Raw genomic sequence first — 19,665 nt, 5'->3', positions numbered from 1 at the left:
TGGCCCCACGGGGCCAACCACGCGCTGCGGTCAGGCCCGGAGCCACCACGGGCTGGTGTATGCGACGCCCCAGTCGTTGCACGGATGGTCCGCGGGGCCCGGGGAGGGGTTGGCCCGGCTCGGGTCGGAGATGCGCAGGACGATCCAGTCGCCGTCGGCCGCGTCCAGGGGCACGGTGAACGTGGTCAGCCGGTTGGACTGCGTCTCGATGACGTCCACGACGGCCGGCGCGTGCGAACCCGGGCGCAGCACCTGGACGTTGAGGGGCTTGCCCTCCCACTCGGGGCCACGGTCGAGGTCCACGGTGAACCGGACGTCGCCCGAGGAGATTCCGAGGGTGCCGCCCATCCGGACGCCGCCCGCCACCGCGTCAAGCCGCAGGCCCGACACGCGCGTTGCGAAGAACCGGCGGGCCTGCATCGCCTCGAAGACGCCCGCGCGGGTGTTCTCGGTGACCCACAGCCCGCTGCGGCCCTTGCCCTCGGGGAAGCCCCAGTCGGTGCCGTGTTCGTCGGTGACGCCCGTCAGGCCGGTGCGCCAGCCGGCGTTGAGGCAGGCGACGAGGGGGGAGCGGCCGGTGCCGGACCAGCCGTCGAAGAGGTAGTCGTCGCCGCGGTTGAACATCTCCAGACCGACCATCTTCTCCAGCGCCCGCGCGGAGAAGCTGAAGTTGTCGAACATGCCTGCCTCGCGCCCCGGGTGGTTGAAGCTGGCGACGGCGTTGCGGTCCTTCAGCCAGCTGTAGAGCGAGCCCGGACCGGAGGCGCCGCCGAGGTCGACCCAGTCGTCGGTGAACCACACGTTCGCGTGGCCCTGCAGCGGGTGGGACCACTCGAAGCCCCGGATGGCCGTGTAGGCGCCGGGGTCGTCGGCGGCGTCGGCGAGGCGTCCCGTCCGGTCCCACTCCTCGGAGCTGAGGCCCTCGATCGACAGCAGCGTGGCGTGGTCGGTGAGGGCGGCCACGTCCAGTCCCGCGTCGCGCATCGAGGCGAAGGCGAGCTCGGGGTCGCCGTCGCCGTCGGACATGGCGGTGTGGTTGTGCAGATCGGCGTGGACCAGCGTGGTGCCCTGGGTGAGACGGGAGCCCCGGGCGGCTCCGGTGCGCTTGACCGGTAAGTCGGACGATCTGGCGGTCCTGGTGGCGGCCGCACTCGCGGTGCCTTCGGCAGAGGCGAGGACGAGGAGGCCGCTCGCACCGGCGAGCAGGGACCGCCGGCTGGGCGTGCGGTCGTGATGATGGAGGTGCTCGTGTGTCGTCATGCGCGGTATTCCAGCGCAGAGTGCTCCGCTCGTCAGGACCCCGCGCACGACGGATACCTGAACTCTTGCCCTCGGCACGCCACGGCAGGGTGCGGTGACGCCGCTCGCACCCGCGCTCCTGCCGGTCCGCGCCCGCCCGCACGCCGGTTCGCCGGCCGTAGGCCATAGGCTTACCGCCATGCGAGATCTCGCCGCGGGGATGCGGTACTTGGGGCGTGGGCAGCGTTGGGTGTTCGGCCACGGCCGGTGGTTCGGCTTCGGGTTGCTGCCCGCGCTGGTGACGCTGGTTCTCTACGGTGCCGCGCTGACGGCGCTGGCGTTCTTCGCCGGCGACGTCGCCGCCTGGGCCACGCCCTTCGCGGACGACTGGAGCGAGCTGTGGCGGGACTCCCTGCGTGTCCTCTTCGCGGTGCTGCTGTGGCTCGGCGGGCTGCTGATCTCGGTGCTCACCTTCACGGCCGTCACGCTCGTCCTCGGCGACCCCTTCTACGAGAAGCTCTCGGAGCAGGTGGAGGAGTCGGAGGGCGGGGCTCCCGCCGCGCCGGACAGCCCTCTGTGGCGGGAGGTGTGGATCTCGGTGTGCGACAGCCTCTACGTGCTGTGGCGCATGCTGGTCTTCACGGTGCCGCTCTTCTTCCTGGGCTTCCTGCCCGTCGCCGGCCAGACCGTCGTCCCGGCGATCGGGTTCGCCGTCTCCGGGTTCTTCCTCACCCTCGAGCTGGTCTCCGTGGCCATGCAGCGGCGGGGGATCCCCGTGCGTGAGCGGCTTCGCATCCTGCGCACCCGCAGGAGCCTGGCGCTCGGCTTCGGCGTACCGCTCGTCCTGGCGTTCCTGGTGCCCCTGGTCGCGGTCGTGCTGATGCCGGGTGCGGTCGCGGGGGCGGCGTTCCTCGTGCGGGACCTCATGGGTGCGGACGAGCGGCGCGACGGGACCGCGGAGGGCGGCGACGGGCACGAAGACGGGCACGAAGACGGGCACGAAGACGGGCACGAAGACGGGCACGTAGACGGGCACGAGAGCGCCGGCCACCGCGCGCTGCGCCCGCCGGCCACCGGACCTGCACCAGGGCCGTCGTCCGCACCCGGACTCAGCGCACCGAAGGCTCCGGACCAGGACCCCCGGCTGGGGCCGTGGACTCGCGGGGGAAGGCCTCAGTAGGCAGCGTCATCCCGAGGAGCGTGGTCGTCAGATCGACCGGGGTCCCGAAGTCGATGGTCAGCTCGCTGCGGTAGCCGGCCGTGCCCTTCGGCTGCGTGTACAGACGGCAGCGCCCGGCGTACGGATCAGCGATGAGGTAGACCGGGACTCCGGCCATCGCGTAGGCCCGGAGCTTGGGGCCGTAGTCGTTCGTAGCCGTGCCCCTGGAGATAACTTCGGCGATGAACTCGATGTCCTGATGGCGCCAGCGGCCTTCCGCGTCGGGGTGTGCCGAGTCGCTCAGCTTGGCGACGTCCGGTGCGAATCCGTTCTTGTGCCCCGGGAAGTCGATGCGGACATCGGACTTCACCTTCACGTCCATGCCGAACCTGTCCTCCAAGGCACGGACGATCCTGCGGATGATCTCCCAGTGGGCGTCCCGCTGCGGCGACGTGTGGACCGTACCCTCCACGATCTCGGCTTTGTAGCCTTCGGGGACGGGCATCCGCTCCAGCAACTCGAACAGTTCGTCCAGGCTGAGTTCGCTGCTGTCGGCCATCTCGGTCCTGTCGGTCAGCTCGACTGTCATCGTGCCGCTCCCTCCCCACCGCACCGGGCGGTGCAGCGGCACGGCACAACGATACGGCTCGCAGGAGCGTCACGCCGGAACGCCGCAAGCCGGTCCGCGCGGCACGCAGCCGCGTGGACCGGCTTGCACGTCCGGCTCACCGCTTGATGCGGATCACCGTGGGGTCGTGGTCGCTGGCCTGGTCGTGGAACTCGGCGTTGATGTGCACGATGTCGTACGTGACGCGACCCGTGCCCGGGCTCGTCAGCACGTGGTCGAGGACCTGCGAGTTGCCGTTGAAGACGTAGCCGTAGCGCTCGGAGGCGGGCAGTTCGTCCATGGGGCTGGTGAGGACGCCGCCCTTGCGCAAGGCGTCGAGGGCGGGGGAGAAGGAGAAGTCGTTGAAGTCGCCGGCGGCGATGACCGCGGCGTTCTCGTCGACCGACTCGACCTCCTCGGCGAAGGAGTTGACCAGCTTCGCCTGTGCGATGCGCTGCTTCTCAGACCCGCGGACGGGCGGCTGGTTGCGTCCCTCCATCGGCTGGTCGCCGCCCTTGGAGCCGAAGTGGTTGGCGACGACGAAGACTTGGCGGCCCTTGAAGGTGAACTCGCCGGCCAGGGGCTTGCGGCTGTCCTTCCACGCCTCCTCCTCCGGGGAGATGCGGCCGGGGTTCGCCGACAGTTTGGGGGAGCCGCCGTCGTCGGTCACCTTCACCGGCGTGGTCGCGTCGCCGCCCTCGCGGTCGGCGAAGTCGACGCGGTCGGGGTCGAAGAGGAACGCGACGCGTATGTTGCCGCCGGGCTGACCGCCGTCGGCGTTGTTCTCCGGGTCGATCCCGCGGGACTCGTAGGCGGGGCCGCCGGCCTTCTCGATGGCGGTGGTCAGCTTCTCGAGGGTCTTGTCGGCGGCGACCGTGCCGTCGTCCTCCGGGCCCGAGTTGTCCTGCACCTCTTCCAGGGCGACGATGTCGGGGGAGGCGAGGTTGTCGACCAGCGCCTCCGCGAGGCGGTCGAACTTCGCGGGCTCGCTCTCGGGGGAGAGGTTCTCCACGTTGTAGGTGGCGACGGACAGTTCGTCCTTGCTTCCCTTGCGGGTCTTCTCCCGCTCGAGCTTGTTGTCCTTCAACTCGCCCATGGTCGTGGCGCGGATGCCGTAACCGCCGAAGTTGTCGTAGTCGACGGGCCCGGCGGTGGTGCCGCTGAGGACGTCGCCCACGTTGGCGTCGGGGAAGGGGTGCTCCTCCCGCGGCAGCAGTGAACTCACCTTCATGCGGGCCCCGTTCTGCTGGTCGTAGCCGCCGTAGAGGGTGCCGCCGCGTGTGGTCGGGTGCTCGTCCGGGTCGGCCGTGACCCACAGTTCGCCGTACTGGCTGGTGGGGCCGGTGACCGGGGCGTTCTTGATGCCGGCACGCATGCCTTCGAGTGACTCGTACAGGTCCAGGGCGTACTTGCGGGGCTGAAGCCGAAGGGACTCGATGTTCCCGTCGTCGCCCTTGCCTTCGGGGACGTAGGCGTCCGGGACGCGGTCCGCGGTCAGCGCGAGCGCCTTGGGCAGCTTCTTCTTCGCCTTGGCGGCGGCCTCCCACGTCGCGTCCGTCAGCTGTGTGACGGACTGGCCGCCCGCATCCTCACCGCCCGGGTAGTACTCGCCGACCTCGCCCGATATCCGTATCGAGTCCCCGGCCTCCACGTCGGGTGTCTTCTCGCCTGTGAAGACGAAGATGCCCTCACTGGTGGCGGGATCGTCGTCCGGCTTCGGGTCCTGCATCCAGAATCCGCGTGCCTTGCCGAAGCCGCGCACCGCCGTGACGACTCCCGGCACGTCCGACACCTGCTTGCCCGCGTAGGGCGAGATCCGGGTGTCGCCCTGGATGTCGTGGAGCCGTGGCTGCTCGGCCGTGCTGCCGGACGCCGTGACGGCGGTGACGACGAGCAGCGCCGATCCGCAGACCGCGGCAACGGTGAGGGCGGAGGTTCTTGCGAGACGGGACGACAACGGGGCCTCCGGAGGGGGGTGGCGGACGGCGAACTGTCCAGTTCCGGGCGTGCATTACGGACCGGTAATCTCTACGCGCGTAAAAGTCTGACGTGCTCATCACACTTGTCAAGCGGATCCAGGTCATTGAGCACGGCGCCACACAACTGCTCGCCGCCCGCCGCCCGGTGAGGCACAGCCCCCGCGCGGCCCGTGGAGACGCCGGGGGGTGACCGGGCGCGCGTTCCGGGCAGGCCGGGACACATCCCGTCTACGCTGGGAGCCGCATCTTTCCGCACCATGCAGCACCCGTAGGAGATGAACGCGCTGATGTCCGGTGAAACGACCGGGGGCGACCGTCCCGCCCTGCCGCCCGTGCGGCTGTCCTCCGAAGCCGAACTCGCGCGGGACGCACTGGCGGCGCCGCTCTTCTCATGGGCCGCACGCCTCGCGGCCTGGGCCGGGGAGGAGGCCGGCGCGGGCAGGGCCGGGGTGCCCGTCGGCGCCGGAGGGGAGCTGCTCGCGGGCCAGTTGAAGGAAGCCGTCGCCCACCTCGGCCTCTCCGGCGACGAGGACGGTGAGATGCACACGGCCCAGGCATGGCAACTCGCCGTCGACACAGGTCTTCTGGAGGTCGAGGAGGACGGCGGGGAGACCTCGCAGGACGCCGACGGCACGGGCGGCGCCCTCACCGAGGAACCCGTCGGCACGGCACGCCCCGGCGGCGAACTGTCCCTCCTGCGGGGCGAGGGCACACCGGAAGAGGTGCTGGAGATCTGGCAGGACGGCCTGGAGACCGTACTGGCCGACGCCGCGACGCCGAGCTTCGAGGACCTCCTCGGCGGCCTCGAGGAGGTCACCGGCGAGGACGGGCAGATCGATCCCGATGCCATCGACCTCGACTCCCTCGACTGGAACCCGGAGAAGGAGGCCGACTTCCTCGACGCCGCGCTGGGCAACCTCTACGTCCTGACCGCCACCGACCAGGCGGTCTCCGCCGGCGCGATGGTGCCGCTGCCGATGCTCGCCGCGTCGTTGATCGTCCCGGACGACATGGAGGAACCGACGGACGCCGTACTCGAAGAGGTCTCCGCGGCGATGATGAAGCTCGACGAGCAGTTCCGGATGCTGGCGCCCGTCGGCCTCGTCGAATACCAGCCCGTCGACGAGGCGTTGACCGAGGAGAGCGACGAGGACGCCGAGCTGCCGGAGAACCTCGACGACGAGGACGTCTCCCGGTACGGCATGGTGCGGCTGACTCCGCTGGGCACCCACGGCGTCCGCGTGCGCATGCGGGAGGCCGGCGTCGAGGCGCCCGCCGTCGGGGACCTCGCCGGCGCGGACGCGGAGACGCTGCTGGACGCACTGCCCCCGTACACCGAGGAGAACGCACAGGCCGAGATCGAGTCCTGGCTCGCCGCCCGCACGCCCTTGGAGTCCGCTCGTGAACTGCTCACGGCCTCCCGCGGCACGGACGAGAACGCGCCCACCCGCCGCCTCTCGTGCCAGCAGGCGCTCTCCCTCATCGGCGCCGAGGCCGAACCGGCCCTGCGCGAGGTGCTGGAGGACCGGCAGCTGGGCGGTCTGGCGCGGGTGTGGCTCGTCGAGCACGGCGCGCAGGACGTTCCGCAGCCGGACGAGGAGATGGTCTTCTGGCTGACCGTCGACACCATCGCCGCGCAGCTGGCGACGGCCGGCGAGGCAGCCGAACTCCAGGGCCTGGTCCAGGGATTGGTCGACCAGCACGCCGGCTTCTTCGACAAGGCGTGGAAGGTCGACCACCCGGCGACAGCCGACGTCCTGGAGGCCATGGGCCGCGTCCACCCCGACAGGCAGGCAGCCAAGGAGGCGCGGAAGGCGGCCTTCAAGGCGCGCAGCCGGCTGGGCTGAGCGGGGGCCGCCGTCCGGCCGGGCCCCCGCATGGCCGGACGGGGAGGCCGCGAGACCTCGACGCCCGCCGTTCGGGGGCGGCTTCCGTGCGCGAGGTCTCCCGGCGCTCCTTTCAGTGCGGGGCGACGGCGAACGCGTAGAACCCGGTGATCTGCTGGGCGCCATAGTCGTCGTCACGGACGAGACAGAGCGCACGCCGCCCCTTGTGCTCTCCCGTGCTCTGCCCGCTCCCGAGCGCGATTCCCTCCGCGTTCTCCACTGGGGCCGCCTCGGGCGAAGCCAGGGGGAGGGCTGCGCACCGGTGACTGAGGAAACCCGAGCGTGGCGGCACCTCCGGCCGGAGGCTGGGGAGGGTGCGCCAGCTAGGCGGACGAGACCGCCCGGGCGCAGCAGCCGGAGACGGTTGTGTCAGATCGACCCGAAGTCGCCGTGGCGGCCGGCGCCCGCCGCGAAGCGGGCCGCCCCCTCCGCGGCTTCCGCCAACGCGAGCCGTCCGTGACGGAGTTCGCGGGCCATGGCCTCGTCCTCGGGCAGGCCCTCCTGCTCGTGCACGGAGGCGAGGTCGCCGCGAAGGCAGGTCTGCGGGAAGCGGGCCAGCTCCGCGGCGAGCTCCTCGGCCGCGGTACGCGAATTCCCGTGCGGGACGAGGCGGTTGGCGAGTCCCATCTCGTACGCCTCGGCCGCCGGTACGGGACGGCCGGTGAGGATCAGGTCGAGGGCGCGGCTCGTGCCGATGAGGCGGGGCAGGCGCACGGTGCCGCCGTCGATCAGCGGGACACCCCAGCGCCGGCAGAAGACGCCGAAGACGGCGTCCTCCTCGGCGACCCGCAGATCGCACCACAGGGCCAGCTCCAGGCCGCCGGCCACCGCGTGGCCGCTGACCGCCGCGATCACCGGCTTCGACAGCCGCAGCCGGGTCGGGCCCATCGGGCCGTCGCCCTCCGGCTCGACACGGTTGGCGCGGTCGGTGCCGATGGCCTTCAGATCCGCCCCGGCGCAGAAGGTGCCGCCCTCGCCCCACAGGACCGCGACCAGCGCGTCCGCATCGGCCTCGAACTCGCGGAAGGCGTCGGCGAGTCGGGCGGCCGTGTCACCGTCGACGGCGTTGCGTGCCTCCGGACGGGAGAGGACGACGGTCGTGACCGGCCCCCGCTTCTCGGTGCGTACAGCCATGCGGGCTCGACCTCCGGTGGGGGCGGGCTGGGTACGGGCGTCGGGAGTCGGGCGTCGGGCGTCGGGCGTCGGGAGTCGGGAGACGGGAGACGGTGCCGACTCTACCGACGGCGCGGCAGGCGCCCTGGGCGGGCGTCCCCGGGAGGCCGTGCCTTCCCCGGCGGGGGCGCGGAGCCCGGTGCCTCACTGGGTATTCCGCATGACGAGACGCGTTTCCGCCATCCGGGACAGCTCGGTTAACGTGCCCGGCATGTCCGGTACCGCGCGCCACTTGGCCCTCGCGCTCTTCGCAGCCACGGCGTGGAGCGTCGACGACGCGCTCTGTCCCAGCTGACGGTTCCGCGTCCGCCGCGCTCCGCTCCCGTGCCGGGCCCGCGCCCCGCGCACCAGTACCCGGGAGAACCCCGGCCGGCCGGATCCGCCCTGCCGCCCGCACCGGGCCGGGGCGCATCCCGCGCGGCCCCTCCACTTCTGCCCGACCGTCCCGTTCTGTGAGGTCGTCACGTGACAGCCGCTCCCCCCTCCGGGGCCCCGCCCCGCACCGGAAGCCCCTCCCGCACGGTGGCCTGGCTTCCGTCCCCGCCGACGCACGTGCCCGCCCCCGAGGCGGCGCCCCTGCCCCCGGTACGGCGTCTCCCGCTGACCGTGGCCGCCGCGCTCGGTGCCGCGCTCACCGCCTACGTGTGGGCGGTGCACGGTGCCAAGCCCGGAATCCTGCTGCTGCTCGGCACAGCCCTCGGTGTGGCGCTGTTCCACTCCCGCTTCGGATTCACCTCTGCCTGGCGGCAGTTGGTGGCAGTCGGCAACGGCACCGGCATGCGCGCCCACGCCCTGCTGCTGGGCACGACGGCCACCCTGTTCGCCCTCGTACTGGGCACCGGCACGGGCCTGTTCGGCACCACGCCCGTGCCCAGCACGGCCCCGATCGGCATCGGCCTGCTGGCGGGAGCCTTCCTCTTCGCCGTCGGCATGCAGATCGGCGGCGCCTGCGCCTCCGGGACGCTCTTCGCCGTCGGCTCCGGGCAGAGCACCATCGTGCTCACCCTGGGCGGGTTCATCGCCGGTTCCACGCTCGCGGCCTGGCAGTTCGGGCTCTGGCGGGACCTGCCGGCCCTCGATCCGGTTCTCTTCTCCGACGGGCTCGGCCGGCCCGGCTCGCTGGCCGTCACGCTCGCCCTCCTCGCGCTGGTCGTCCTCGTCTCCCGGCGGGTCCAGGCGCGCCGCAACCCGCCGCCCGTGGGTCCTCCGCCCTCTGCCCGCGGCGCGCTCGCCCGTGCGGTGCGTGGCTCCTGGCCGCTGGCGGCCGGGGCCTTGGCGCTTGCCGTGCTGGGCGCGGCGGTGCTGCTGGTGTCCGGGGGTGCCTGGGGTGTGACCAGTGCCTTCGCGCTGTGGGGATCGAAGCTTGCCGGCGTGCTGGGCGCGTCACCGGAGACCTGGGCGTACTGGCAGCAGCCGGACAACGCGCCGCAGCTGGCCGGTCCGGTGCTCGCCGACAAGACCAGCCTCACCGATATCGGAATCATGGTCGGTGCGGCCATCGCCGCAGCGGCGGGCGGGACATGGTCGCTGCACCGCGGCATCCCCTGGCGCCGGGCCGTGGGCGCCGTCGCCGGCGGTGTGCTGATGGGGATCGGGGCGAGGATCGCCGGCGGCTGCAACATCGGCGCGTACCTGGCGGGGATCGCTTCCGGCAGCTTGCACGGCTGGCTGTGGGGGGCCGCCGCGCTGCTCGGCACCTTCGCGGGGCTCAGGCTGCGGCCGCTGTTCGAGCTGAGAAATCCCGCGCCTCGCGACGGGGTGTGCTGACCCGCCGGTACCGGGCTTCGCCGGGGCCCTGCCTCGTTACACGGCCGGGCCCGTACGGCAGAGGCCGGGCGAGCGGCCCCGTCCGCCGCCGCGGAGGCGGCGTGCGGCCCGCCCGCCCGGTAGCCCCCGGACCCGGCGGGCCGGCTCCCGGTCCGCTTCTCGCAGACCGGGCCGTCACCGTTGTCGTTCCTCCCGCCTTCGTTCTTCCCGCGTCACTCCTCCGGCCCGAACCAGACCGTGGTCGCGTTGCAGAACTCGCGGATGCCGTGCCCGGCGAGCTCCCGCCCGTAGCCGGAGCGCTTCACGCCTCCGAAGGGCAGGCCCGGGTGCGAGGCCGTCATGCCGTTGAAGAAGACGCCGCCCGCCTGCAGATCGCGTGTGAGGCGCTCCTGCTCGGCGGCGTCACGCGTCCAGGCGTTGGAACTGAGCCCGAACGACGTGTCGTTGGCAAGCTCGACCGCCTCGTCCAGACCGTCCACGCGGTACACGGTCGCGACCGGGCCGAAGGCCTCCTCGCGATGGATCCTCATCTCCTCGGTGATACCGGTGAGCACGGTCGGCTCGTAGAACCAGCCGTCGGGCAGGTGCAGCGGACGTCCGCCGCCGCACAGCGCGCTGGCCCCGCGGTTCGTGGCGTCGTCGACGAGCTCCTCGAGGTCGGAGCGGCCCTGCGCGCTGGAGAGCGGACCGACGTCGGTGTCCTCGGCCATGGGGTCGCCGACCTTCAGCGCCGACATGCGCTCGACGAACCGTGCCGTGAAGGTGTCGTAGACGTCGGTGTGCACGATGAAGCGCTTGGCGGCGATGCACGACTGCCCGGCGTTCTGCACGCGGGCCGTGACGGCGGTGCGTACGGCCTTCTCCAGATCGGCCGAGGGCAGCACCACATACGGGTCGCTGCCGCCGAGCTCCAGCACCGTCTTCTTGATCTCGTCGCCCGCGATCGAGGCGACGGAACGCCCCGCGGGCTCGCTGCCCGTGAGGGTGGCGGCCACGATCCGCTCGTCGCGCAGCAGCCCCGCGACCGCGTCCGAGCCGACGAGGAGGGTCTGGAAGGCGCCCTCGGTGAAGCCGGCGCGGCGGAAGAGCTCCTCGATGTACAGGGCGGTCTGCGGCACGTTCGACGCGTGCTTGAGCAGCCCGGTGTTGCCGGCCATGAGGGCGGGCGCAGCGAAACGCACGACCTGCCAGAGCGGGAAGTTCCAGGGCATGACCGCCAGGATCGTGCCCAGCGGCCGGTAGCGCACGAAGGCCCGGGAGGCACCCGAGTCCTCCACGTCCGCGGGGGCCGGATGCTCGTCGGCGAGCTGCGCCTCGGCGTTCTCCGCGTACCAGCGCATCGCCTTGACGCACTTGGCCGCCTCGGCGCGGGCCGCCGCGAGCGGCTTGCCCATCTCTGTCGTCATCATGCGGGCGACGGCGTCCTGGTCCGCCTCCAGCAGGTCTGCCGCCCGGTGCATCAGCGCGGCCCGCTCCGCGAAGGGTGTGAGGCGGTGTTCGCGGAAGGCGCGGTCCGCCCTGGAGACCCGCTCCTCGATCTCGCCCGCGCCGAGCGGTTCGAACGTCTTCAGGGTCTCGCCCGTGGCCGGATTCACCGTGGCGATGGCCATGTGAGCGCCTCCTTCGGCTGCTTCGATGCCTGTGCACGAGCGCGTACGGAGGGGGGCGCGGGGCACGGCCGGCCGGGGACCCGCGGGAGGTGTGCGCACTCGTGCGTTCCTGTCCTCGCGGTACCCCGGATCGGCTGTGCTAATGGTCAGAGCGCGGCGCCACCCGGCTTGACCATTCCGCGGACCGTGCGGGAGTCGACGTACTCGCCGAGCGCCGTCATGTCCCACTCGCCGGAGAACTGCCGTACGAGCTTGCACATCAGCACCCCGGTGCGCGGCTCGGCGTTGCTGAGGTCGAAGCGGACCAGTTCCTGGCCGGAGGCGGCGTCGAGGAGACGGCAGTACGCCTTGGCCACGTCGGTGAACTTCTGCCCGGAGAAGGAGTTGACCGTGAAGACGAGGCCGGTCACCTGCGGCGGGAGGTCGCCGAGGTGGACGGTGATCGCTTCGTCGTCGCCGCTGCCCTCGCCGGTGAGGTTGTCGCCGGAGTGCTGCACGACCCCGTTGAGGATGGCGAGCTTGCCGAAGTAACAGGCGTCGACCTTCTTGCGGTTGGCGTCGTAGGCGATGACGGAGGCGTCGAGGTCGATGTCCTTCGCGCGGCCGCCCGCACGGAAGACGGGCTCCCAGCCCAGGCCCATGCGGACGCTGCTGAGCACGGGACGGCCGCCCTTGGTGAGCGAGACCGTCTGGTTCTTCTGGAGGCTCACCTTGCCCTTGTCCAGGTTGATCTTGCCCGCACCGGCCGCCGGGGCGGCGGGCGCCGCCGGAGTGGGCGGCGGTGCCGGGACCGCCTGGGGAGTGGGGGCCGGGGCCGGTGTGGCGGCGGGGGCGGCGGGCTCCTCGACGTCGACGCCGAAGTCCGTTGCGATGCCGCCCAGTCCGTTGGCGTAGCCCTGGCCGACGGCGCGCACCTTCCAGGCGTTGCCGCGCCGGTAGACCTCGACCACGACGAGCGCCGTCTCGCTGCCGAGCGAGGGCGGGGTGAACGTGGCGACCACGTCCCGCGTGGAGGCGTCGCGGACGGTGGCGGTCGGCTCCACGCCCGCGAAGGACGTGCCGGGGGCGTCGGGGCTCGCGGTGACCACGACCTTGTGCACATCGGCCGGCACCTTGTCGGTGTCGACGGTGATGGTGTCGGCGGCACCGCCGCTGTGGGTCACGCCGGGGGCGGCCGGCTGGTTGTAGAAGACGAAGTCTTCGTCGGAGCGGACCTTTCCGTTCTCGCCGAGGAGCAGCGCCGATACGTCCAGGCGGGAGGGTGCGGTCACCTCAATCGCCACCTGGGCCGTACTGAGCGGGAGGTTCGAGCCGGGAGTCATTGCCGTCATGCCGGTCGTAACGAGCGGCCGTGCTTTGCGGTTCCTTTGCCGGACGTTCCGCTGCCTCCCGTTCCGCGCTCGCGGGTGGCCGGGATCGCGGCGGGCTCAGCGGGACGCGCGAACGGCCGGGCCTGCGCGGGGCGGAGGAACGCAGCGCCACCACAACTCCGGCCAGCGCCACCGCCATTCCGGCGACCGCGAAACCGCCCGGGGCGTCGCCGAACATCACGTACGCCCACACGAGCGTCGTGGGAGGCGTCAGGTAGATCAGCGCACTCGTGCGGGTGACGCCGCTGTCCCGCAGGCTCAGCCAGTAGAAGCCGTAACCGCCGAACGTGGAGAAGGCCACCACCCAGGCCACGGCCAGCCAGAACGCCGTGGTCGGCGGCGGTACCAGGTGCCCGTCGCCGGCGCAGGCGGCGACCCCCGTGAAGAGAGCCGCGCTCACCGCGCAGTGCACCGGAAGCGCTTCGGCGGCGCCGACCTGGTGGCGGGCCCGGCGTTCCAGGAAGCTGGCGGCCAGAAGGCCCGCCATCCCCGCGAACGGGAGGAGGTAGGCGGGGGCCGGCGCGGCGGACGCCGAGCCGAGGTCGTCCCGCACGACGGCGGCGACACCCGCCAGGCCGAGGACGAGTCCGGCCCACTGGCGGCCGGTGACCGTCTCCCCGAGCAGCCGGCCCGCGAGGGCGCCGGCGGCCAGCGGCTGAAGTGCCGCTATGAGCGCGGACGTTCCGGCGGGAACGCCCAGTCCCACCGACCAGACGATCGCGCCGAGGTAGACGCCCTGGGAGAGCAGGCCGATCAGCGACTGCTCGCCCAGCGCGCGCAGCGGCAGCCGGCCGCCCCCGCCGGGTGTGTCCGGACGGCGGCCGTGGTGCTTGTGCCCTGCCGCTGTCTCCGCGGCGGTCCGTCTGCGCCGCAGCACGGGCGCGGCGGCCGCGAGCAGCGCGGCGGCGACGAGGAAGCGCCACATCAGGAGGGTGTCCGCCGGTGCCTCGCGCGTGCCGAGTTCGGCGCCGATGAATCCCGAACTCCACATGACGACGAGCCCTGTCGCCACGAGGTGCGTTCGCATGGTCGTCGGCATCGTCCGCTCCCTGCTCGCTCGGTGAAACGCGCCCGTCGGAGGCCGAGGAGGTAAACAGATCTGTTTACCTCCTCGGGTATAGAGTGAACTAAACCGATCGGTTTATCGCAAGTGGCGGAGGCGAAGCGATGACGGAGGCGACGGCCGGTGCCGGTCTCACGCCCGGCGCCCGGAAGATCCTTCAGGCGGCGGCACGGCTGTTCTACTCACGCGGCATCACGGCTGTCGGCGTCGACCTGATCGCCAAGGAGGCCGGCGTCACCAAGAAGACGCTCTACGACCGCTTCGGCTCCAAGGAGGCCCTTGTCGGGGCGTACCTGCGGGCGCGCGACGAGCGGTGGCGGGAGTGGCTCGAGGGGCGGGTCGCCGCCAGGGCCGGGGCGAGCGCGTCCGAGCGCCTTCTCGCCACCTTCGACGCCCTGGAGGAGTGGATGCGGCGGGAGAACCCCCGCGGCTGCGGCTTCGTCAACGCCGCCGCCGAACTGCCCGACCCGCAGCACCCCGGCCGGAAGGTGATCAGCGGGCAGAAGCGCTGGCTGCGTACATTCCTGCGGGAACTGGCGGCGGAGGCGGGGGCCCGGGAGCCGGACCGGCTCGCCGAGGAACTCGTCCTGCTGCACGAGGGTGCGACGGTGCTGAACGGGCTCCAGGTCATGCCGGATCCCGTCGCCCGTGCCCGCTCGATGGCCCGTGCGGCTCTGGAACGGGAGGGGTGCCCGGCGCCGCCTCACTAGGCCCTGTCGTTCGGATCTCCGCGGGCCCGCGACGACAGCTACGGCGCCTCTCCCCCTGGCTTCGCCGGGCGGTGCCCCCAGCGTTGTCGGAGTCATCCGAGTACTCCCCTGGCCTTCGGCATGGGGGACCCCAGTACGAGGACGATCCTCCGCCTTGCGATGCGTCCCCTCGCTTTCGCGGGGGAGGCCCCATGCATCTGACGCCGCGGGCTGATCCACGAAGATCCAAACGACAGGACCTAGCAGACGGGCTTGCGCCGCTGGTGGAAGCGGTGTGGGGCATACGGGTGGTGTCACTGTCCGGATATGTGTGACCACTCTCCGGCGTGGCAGTACGTCCCGCATGACTTCCGAACCGCTCACGAGCGCGCGCACCAGACGCATCTTCCTCGGCGGGATGCTCATAGCCGGGGCCTGCGTCGCGAACCGCGCGCATGCCACAGTCACAGGCTCCGGTTCCCCCGGTGCCTCCGCCGCCGGCGCCGACGCGAAGGGCGCCCGGCACACCCTCCGGAACGGGCAGGCCGTGACGCGGCCGCAGTCCTACCGGTTGCGGCCCGAGACCGGGCAGATACGCCCCCAGGTGCGTGGAAGCACCTCCGTCACCTACTCGCTGGGCTCCGAGGAGCGCGAGATAGCCCTCACCTTCGACGACGGCCCCGATCCCGTGTACACGCCGCAGGTGCTGGATGCGCTGCGACGCTGGGGTGTGCAGGCCACGTTCTGCGTCATAGGCCGGGACGCGGCGGCCCACACCTGGCTGCTGAACGCCATCGCCGACGGCGGCCACCTGATAGCCAACCACTCGTGGAGCCACCCCCAGCTGACGCGGATGCGCACCGCCGAGATACGCAGCCAACTCGCCCGCACCTGCGACGTCATCGACGAGGCGGTGGGTTCGGCACCCGTTCTGGCACGTGCGCCGTTCGGCGCCTGGAACCGGCGGGCCCTCGGGATATCGGCCTCGCTCGGCATGAGCCCGCTGGGCTGGTCCGTCGACACGTGCGACTGGGAGGAACCCGGCGCGCGGAAGATCACCTCGACCGTCCTGAAGTCCGTACGGCCGGGCTCGATCCTGCTCGCCCACGACGGCGGCGGAGACCGCTCGCAGACCGTCACCGCCCTGCGCGACTACCTCCCCCGGCTGCTCGACGCGGGCTACATACCCGTACTGCCGTCCGGCACCGATGTGTTCGAGGAGCGTACGGGGAAGGGGTGGGGTGTGTGAGGGACGCGCACGTGATCCGGTGGCAGCGGACCCGGGGCGGCAGGTTCCACGGCTCGCCCGTGGTCCTCTCGGTGCGGGCGTTCCGGGACGGCTGCTACGCCCCCGGTGACGCGAGGACACGCCAGAGACCCGATACGGCGAGCAGGGACGCCGCGCCCGCCGCGCCGACGACCAGGCCGGGTGCCGACACCTCGCCCAACACCCCGCCGCCGGCTGCACACAGCCCCTGCAACGTCATGGTCCCGGTCAGCATCAGCCCGAAGGCCTGGCCCCGGTGGTCCTCCGGCACCGCCTTCAGGAACCGTCGGGCCAGCCCCAGTTGGTACGCGACCCCGAACCCGCTCACCGCAAGCAGCAGCGCCGCGGCGACCGGTCCGGGCGAGAGCGCGAACCCGAGCAGCGGCGCGCCGAGCAGCAGTGCCAGCGGCCCGGCCAGCCGTTCCCTTCCGTCCGGTGTGACCAGCCGGCCTATCGCGAGGTCCCCGGTGAGCATGCCGAGCGCCACGGCGGTGAACAGCAGCCCGGCCGACTCCGGCACACCGGTCTGCGCGGCGTACGGGACGAGCACACCCTCGGCGCCGACCACGAGCGCGGGCGGCAGCCACTGGGCCAGCAGCAGTGAACGGATCGCGGGCCGACGCAGCAGTTCGCGATTGACGCGCCAGGTCTCGCGCACCGCGTGCCCCGCGGCCGTGCCGCGGCGCGGCCGCTCGACCAGCCGCAGGCGCAGCAGTGCGGCGGAGAGCAGGCAGCTCGCCGCGGTGATCCAGAGCGCGCCGTCCGGGCCGAGCGCCGCGATCAGCGTCCCGCCCACGGCGAAGCCGAGTACCTGCGTGCCGCCGGCGGCCATGGAGAACACGGCCCGGCCCAGCACGTACCGGTCGCCGTCGAGCAGGGCGGGCAGCAGCGCGCTGCGCGCTGCGGAGGCGACCGCGCCGGGGACGCCGGCGACGAACACCAGCACTAGCATCGCGGTGGGGGAGAGCAGCCCGGTGGCGAGCACAGCGGCGACAGCGGCGCGGACCATGTCGTAGCCGGCCATCACCGCCCGCGGCGGCCACCGGTCGGCATACGCCAGCAGCAGCGTGCCGCCGAGGGCGTAGGGCAGGAAGCCGGCGGTGTAGGCCAGCGCGGCCAGCAGGGGTGAGCCGGTGCCGGCGTAGACGCTCACCGAAAGCGCGAGCATCTTCACCGTCTCGCCGCCGAGGAAGAGCGTGTAGCCGGTGAACAGCACGCGGAACTGGCCCACGGCGAAGACCTCGCGGTAGGTGGCCCGCTCCGGCGCCGCCTGGGGTGTCATCATGCGGGCCACCCTCGGGCGGGTGCAGGCGGAGACGCTAAGCTTTCGCGTGGAGGCGAAAGGTGCTTGCCGTCGAAGTCGGGCCGCTGGACGTGGCACACACCCGCTATGCGATCTCGCCGTTGGGTGAAGCGATGAATGCGCTTCGGGTCGTCGCGGGCAAGCAGCCGGCCGGGCCGCTGCGGCCCTGGGCGGAGAGCATCGCGCCGCGGTACGAGCGGCTGCTCCGCGAGACGCCCGCGGTCGAGGCGCTGACGACGTTGTTCCGCCGCGGCGGCTACAACGCCGACTTCATCCATCCTCCGCCCTCGGGCCCGGACGCCGACTTCGAAGTCGAACTCGCCGCAGTGCGGGCGACCCCGCTGCGTCAGGTTCGCGCGGAGATCGCCCGCAACCTGGTCGGGCTGCGTACGCCGCCGCGCCACGTCCAGGAGATCCTCGCCGCCCCGGACGTGCTCACCCGCCTCGCGGACGCGATCGAGGCGGCCTGGCACGCGCTGGTCGAGCCGGACTGGCCGCGGCTGCGTACGGTGCTGGAGCGCGATCTGGTGCACCGCGCGGGGCACCTGGCCATGTACGGCTGGGCCGTGGCGCTGTCCGACCTGGATCCGCGGGTGAGATGGCGCTCCGAGGGGTCCGACGGCGTGATCGAGGTGCGCACAGGCCGCCGGAACGAGTGGGAGCGGCACCGGCTGGGCGGCAAGGGACTGCTGCTCATGCCGACCGTCTTCGGCACCCTCATCAGCTACGTCGAGCCGCCCTGGCCGTACGCCCTGGTGTATCCGGCGCGCGGCGTCGCGGACCTGCTCGGGCCGCCGCCCCCGCAGTGCGGTGGGGCGGCGCTGGCGCGGCTCGTCGGTCCGCACCGTGCGCAGGTGCTACTGGCGCTCGCGGTGCCGGCGACGACCACGCACTTGGTCCGCCGGCTGGGTCTCAGTCTGGGTGCAGTCGGCGGCCATCTGGCCGTACTGCGCGAATCCGGCCTGGTCACGCGGACGCGGACCGGCCGGTCCGTGCGTTATGAGCGCACCCCACTGGGCACGGCCCTGGCCGGCGACTGAGCGGGCCGGCACGGCCAGGAGCCGGGCGCCCGGTTCGCCGGCCGTGCAAGGACGACGCGCACATGATCGAGCCGCAGCGGACCTGGCGCGGCAGGTTCCACGGCTCGCCCCGCGGTCCTCAGCGCCGGCGTTCCCGGGAGTGGCCGAAGAAGATCCGGTACCCGATGAGGAGTACGAGCGATCCGGCGATGGCCGAGAGCCACAGCGCCGGATCCACGAAGTCGTGGTCGACGGAGCGGTCGAGGAACGTGGAGGAGAGCCAGCCGCCGATGAACGCTCCGGCGATGCCGATGAGTATGGTGCCGAGCAGGCCGCCCGGGTCGCGTCCGGGGAGGATGACCTTGGCGATGGTGCCGGCGATCAGGCCGAGGATCAGCCAGCTGAGCAGCCCGGAGTCCACGAGGCCCGAGAGTGCGGATTCCGGATCGGTGTCTGCGGCGAAATTCATGTGGGCCCTCCCCGTGAGCAGTCCTGCGTGATCGGTTCGGGTCCATCATGCCCTCCGACTTCCGCCTCAGTGCGGCCAGATGGGCGGCTGCGTGCAGAAGTGCCCTCCGAGACGGGCGTGTTCGGGGCTCTCCGGGTCCGGTTGCCCCTGCTTTGCGATGAGTTCGGCGGCGTACGGCTCGGAGTCGTCCTGCGGCTCGTACCCGAGCGCGCGGGCGCCCGAAAGGTCCCACCACAGGCGGGTGTTGGCGGAGGAGCCGTAGACCACCGTGTGGCCGACGTCCGGTGCCGTCAGGGCGGCGTGGAAGAGGCGGGCCCCGTCGGCGGGGCTCAGCCACAGCGAGAGCATCCGCACGGAGGTCGGTTCGGGGAAGCAGGAACCGATGCGTACGGAGACGGTCTCGACGGCGTGCAGGTCCCAGTAGAGCTGGGCGAGGTCCTCCCCGAAGGACTTGGAGAGGCCGTAGTAGGTGTCGGGCCGGTGCGGGGTGTCCACCGGGATGAGCGGGCCGCCCTCGGCAGGGCGCGGCGTGAAGCCGACGGCGTGGTTGGAGGAGGCGAACACCACGCGGGGGACGCCCTCTTCGCGCGCGGCCTCGTAGAGCCGGTACGTCCCTTCGATGTTGGAGTGCAGGATTTTCTCGAACGGGGCCTCCAGCGAGATTCCCGCGAGGTGGATGACCGCGTCGACGCCGCGCACGGCTTCGCGCAGTGCGGCCGCGTCGGTGAGGTCCGCGGTGACGGCGTCGGGCTCGCCCTCCACGGGACGCAGGTCGAACAGGCGCAGCCGGTATCCGTACCCGGGGAGGAGGCCGCGCATCAGGGTGCCGAGGCCGCCGGCGGCGCCGGTGAGAAGGACGGTGCGAGGGGCGGGCATCGGCGGAATCTCCGTCCGTAGACACGGTTCATATATGGAGACAAGCTATGGAGGCGGTGCCTGGATCGTCAAGGATCGGGCGAACCGGGACGGGGAGGCGCTCCGTCGGTCTTTCCCTGTCGCCGCCGAGCGTTGTGGGCGGTGATCGCCGTGCTTGACCGTGCTGCGAGGCCTGGCCTAACGTTCCAG

Annotated in this window: 17 protein-coding genes; 6 read left to right on the top strand and 11 right to left on the bottom strand. The window is 72.2% G+C overall.

Annotated elements, in window-relative coordinates:
- Positions 1-30 precede the first annotated feature (30 nt).
- Complete coding sequence (locus tag H180DRAFT_RS08440) at positions 31-1,260, bottom strand: CehA/McbA family metallohydrolase (RefSeq protein WP_055485378.1); 1,230 nt, start codon at positions 1,258-1,260, stop codon at positions 31-33.
- Positions 1,261-1,438: 178 nt separating this feature from the next.
- On the opposite strand from H180DRAFT_RS08440, the gene H180DRAFT_RS08435 reads away from it, so the two are divergent.
- Positions 1,439-2,419, top strand: coding sequence for an EI24 domain-containing protein (locus H180DRAFT_RS08435; protein WP_055485377.1), 981 nt, complete (start codon positions 1,439-1,441; stop codon positions 2,417-2,419).
- Here the strand turns inward: H180DRAFT_RS08435 and H180DRAFT_RS08430 are convergent.
- Entirely contained in the window at positions 2,349-2,987 is a 639-nt protein-coding gene (locus H180DRAFT_RS08430) for a Uma2 family endonuclease (RefSeq protein WP_055485376.1), read from the bottom strand. The two genes, H180DRAFT_RS08435 and H180DRAFT_RS08430, sit on opposite strands and share 71 nt — an antisense overlap.
- Positions 2,988-3,123: 136 nt before the next feature.
- Positions 3,124-4,962 (bottom strand): endonuclease/exonuclease/phosphatase family protein, encoded by a 1,839-nt coding sequence (locus H180DRAFT_RS08425; protein ID WP_055485375.1) that lies wholly within the window; start codon positions 4,960-4,962, stop codon positions 3,124-3,126.
- Between the two features lie 309 nt (positions 4,963-5,271).
- On the opposite strand from H180DRAFT_RS08425, the gene H180DRAFT_RS08420 reads away from it, so the two are divergent.
- A complete protein-coding gene (locus H180DRAFT_RS08420) occupies positions 5,272-6,831 on the top strand; it encodes a hypothetical protein (RefSeq protein ID WP_055485605.1) in 1,560 nt (519 codons plus the stop codon).
- A 112-nt stretch (positions 6,832-6,943) separates the two neighbouring features.
- On the opposite strand, the gene H180DRAFT_RS29755 is transcribed toward H180DRAFT_RS08420, so the two are convergent.
- Together H180DRAFT_RS29755 and H180DRAFT_RS08415 are read right to left on the bottom strand one after the other, a co-directional pair.
- Positions 6,944-7,090, bottom strand: coding sequence for a hypothetical protein (locus H180DRAFT_RS29755; RefSeq protein WP_159033566.1), 147 nt, complete (start codon positions 7,088-7,090; stop codon positions 6,944-6,946).
- Between the two features lie 149 nt (positions 7,091-7,239).
- The gene (locus H180DRAFT_RS08415) at positions 7,240-8,004 is read right to left on the bottom strand and encodes a crotonase/enoyl-CoA hydratase family protein (protein WP_055485374.1); all 765 of its coding nucleotides are present in this window, start codon (positions 8,002-8,004) and stop codon (positions 7,240-7,242) included.
- 504 nt (positions 8,005-8,508) lie between these two features.
- Between H180DRAFT_RS08415 and H180DRAFT_RS08410 the strand changes: the two genes are divergently transcribed.
- Positions 8,509-9,810, top strand: a complete 1,302-nt coding sequence (locus tag H180DRAFT_RS08410; RefSeq protein ID WP_055485373.1) for a YeeE/YedE family protein — start codon at positions 8,509-8,511, stop codon at positions 9,808-9,810.
- Positions 9,811-10,022: 212 nt separating this feature from the next.
- Here H180DRAFT_RS08410 and H180DRAFT_RS08405 read toward each other — a convergent pair whose 3' ends face one another.
- The 3 genes from H180DRAFT_RS08405 to H180DRAFT_RS08395 form a co-directional block, all read right to left on the bottom strand.
- Entirely contained in the window at positions 10,023-11,420 is a 1,398-nt protein-coding gene (locus H180DRAFT_RS08405; RefSeq protein ID WP_055485372.1) for an NADP-dependent succinic semialdehyde dehydrogenase, read from the bottom strand.
- A 146-nt stretch (positions 11,421-11,566) separates the two neighbouring features.
- Positions 11,567-12,742, bottom strand: coding sequence for a TerD family protein (locus tag H180DRAFT_RS08400; protein WP_055485371.1), 1,176 nt, complete (start codon positions 12,740-12,742; stop codon positions 11,567-11,569).
- The gene (locus H180DRAFT_RS08395; protein ID WP_074466697.1) at positions 12,693-13,829 is read right to left on the bottom strand and encodes a DMT family transporter; all 1,137 of its coding nucleotides are present in this window, start codon (positions 13,827-13,829) and stop codon (positions 12,693-12,695) included. Before H180DRAFT_RS08395 ends, H180DRAFT_RS08400 begins: the two co-directional genes overlap by 50 nt.
- A gap of 128 nt (positions 13,830-13,957) precedes the next feature.
- Between H180DRAFT_RS08395 and H180DRAFT_RS08390 the strand changes: the two genes are divergently transcribed.
- Complete coding sequence (locus H180DRAFT_RS08390; protein ID WP_055485370.1) at positions 13,958-14,563, top strand: TetR/AcrR family transcriptional regulator; 606 nt, start codon at positions 13,958-13,960, stop codon at positions 14,561-14,563.
- Positions 14,564-14,906: 343 nt separating this feature from the next.
- The gene (locus tag H180DRAFT_RS08385; protein WP_055485369.1) at positions 14,907-15,791 is read left to right on the top strand and encodes a polysaccharide deacetylase family protein; all 885 of its coding nucleotides are present in this window, start codon (positions 14,907-14,909) and stop codon (positions 15,789-15,791) included.
- A 94-nt stretch (positions 15,792-15,885) separates the two neighbouring features.
- Here the strand turns inward: H180DRAFT_RS08385 and H180DRAFT_RS08380 are convergent, their stop codons facing one another.
- Entirely contained in the window at positions 15,886-17,094 is a 1,209-nt protein-coding gene (locus H180DRAFT_RS08380) for an MFS transporter (protein WP_055485368.1), read from the bottom strand.
- A gap of 59 nt (positions 17,095-17,153) precedes the next feature.
- Here H180DRAFT_RS08380 and H180DRAFT_RS08375 point away from each other — a divergent pair, with 59 nt between their 5' ends.
- Positions 17,154-18,152 (top strand): ArsR/SmtB family transcription factor, encoded by a 999-nt coding sequence (locus tag H180DRAFT_RS08375; protein WP_055485367.1) that lies wholly within the window; start codon positions 17,154-17,156, stop codon positions 18,150-18,152.
- Between the two features lie 118 nt (positions 18,153-18,270).
- Here the strand turns inward: H180DRAFT_RS08375 and H180DRAFT_RS08370 are convergent, their stop codons facing one another.
- The gene (locus H180DRAFT_RS08370) at positions 18,271-18,600 is read right to left on the bottom strand and encodes a GlsB/YeaQ/YmgE family stress response membrane protein (protein WP_055485366.1); all 330 of its coding nucleotides are present in this window, start codon (positions 18,598-18,600) and stop codon (positions 18,271-18,273) included.
- 66 nt (positions 18,601-18,666) lie between these two features.
- Positions 18,667-19,476, bottom strand: a complete 810-nt coding sequence (locus tag H180DRAFT_RS08365; RefSeq protein ID WP_055485365.1) for an NAD-dependent epimerase/dehydratase family protein — start codon at positions 19,474-19,476, stop codon at positions 18,667-18,669.
- Positions 19,477-19,665: the final 189 nt, after the last annotated feature.

The sequence above is a fragment of the Streptomyces sp. WMMB 322 genome, assembly GCF_900090145.1.
In the GTDB taxonomy this organism is placed as follows: domain Bacteria; phylum Actinomycetota; class Actinomycetes; order Streptomycetales; family Streptomycetaceae; genus Streptomyces.
The sequence above is the reverse complement of the archived record's forward strand: the minus strand, read 5'-3'. Positions and strand labels throughout refer to the sequence as shown.

What these genes read in the sequence shown, in the direction of transcription:
- H180DRAFT_RS08440 (WP_055485378.1), bottom strand. Translation starts at nt 1,260, where the DNA reads ATGACGACACACGAGCACCTCCATCATCACGACCGCACGCCCAGCCGG.
- H180DRAFT_RS08435 (WP_055485377.1), top strand. Translation starts at nt 1,439, where the DNA reads ATGCGAGATCTCGCCGCGGGGATGCGGTACTTGGGGCGTGGGCAGCGT.
- H180DRAFT_RS08430 (WP_055485376.1), bottom strand. Translation starts at nt 2,987, where the DNA reads ATGACAGTCGAGCTGACCGACAGGACCGAGATGGCCGACAGCAGCGAA.
- H180DRAFT_RS08420 (WP_055485605.1), top strand. Translation starts at nt 5,272, where the DNA reads ATGTCCGGTGAAACGACCGGGGGCGACCGTCCCGCCCTGCCGCCCGTG.
- H180DRAFT_RS08415 (WP_055485374.1), bottom strand. Translation starts at nt 8,004, where the DNA reads ATGGCTGTACGCACCGAGAAGCGGGGGCCGGTCACGACCGTCGTCCTC.
- H180DRAFT_RS08405 (WP_055485372.1), bottom strand. Translation starts at nt 11,420, where the DNA reads ATGGCCATCGCCACGGTGAATCCGGCCACGGGCGAGACCCTGAAGACG.
- H180DRAFT_RS08400 (WP_055485371.1), bottom strand. Translation starts at nt 12,742, where the DNA reads ATGACTCCCGGCTCGAACCTCCCGCTCAGTACGGCCCAGGTGGCGATT.
- H180DRAFT_RS08395 (WP_074466697.1), bottom strand. Translation starts at nt 13,829, where the DNA reads ATGCCGACGACCATGCGAACGCACCTCGTGGCGACAGGGCTCGTCGTC.
- H180DRAFT_RS08390 (WP_055485370.1), top strand. Translation starts at nt 13,958, where the DNA reads ATGACGGAGGCGACGGCCGGTGCCGGTCTCACGCCCGGCGCCCGGAAG.
- H180DRAFT_RS08385 (WP_055485369.1), top strand. Translation starts at nt 14,907, where the DNA reads ATGACTTCCGAACCGCTCACGAGCGCGCGCACCAGACGCATCTTCCTC.
- H180DRAFT_RS08380 (WP_055485368.1), bottom strand. Translation starts at nt 17,094, where the DNA reads ATGATGACACCCCAGGCGGCGCCGGAGCGGGCCACCTACCGCGAGGTC.
- H180DRAFT_RS08370 (WP_055485366.1), bottom strand. Translation starts at nt 18,600, where the DNA reads ATGAATTTCGCCGCAGACACCGATCCGGAATCCGCACTCTCGGGCCTC.
- H180DRAFT_RS08365 (WP_055485365.1), bottom strand. Translation starts at nt 19,476, where the DNA reads ATGCCCGCCCCTCGCACCGTCCTTCTCACCGGCGCCGCCGGCGGCCTC.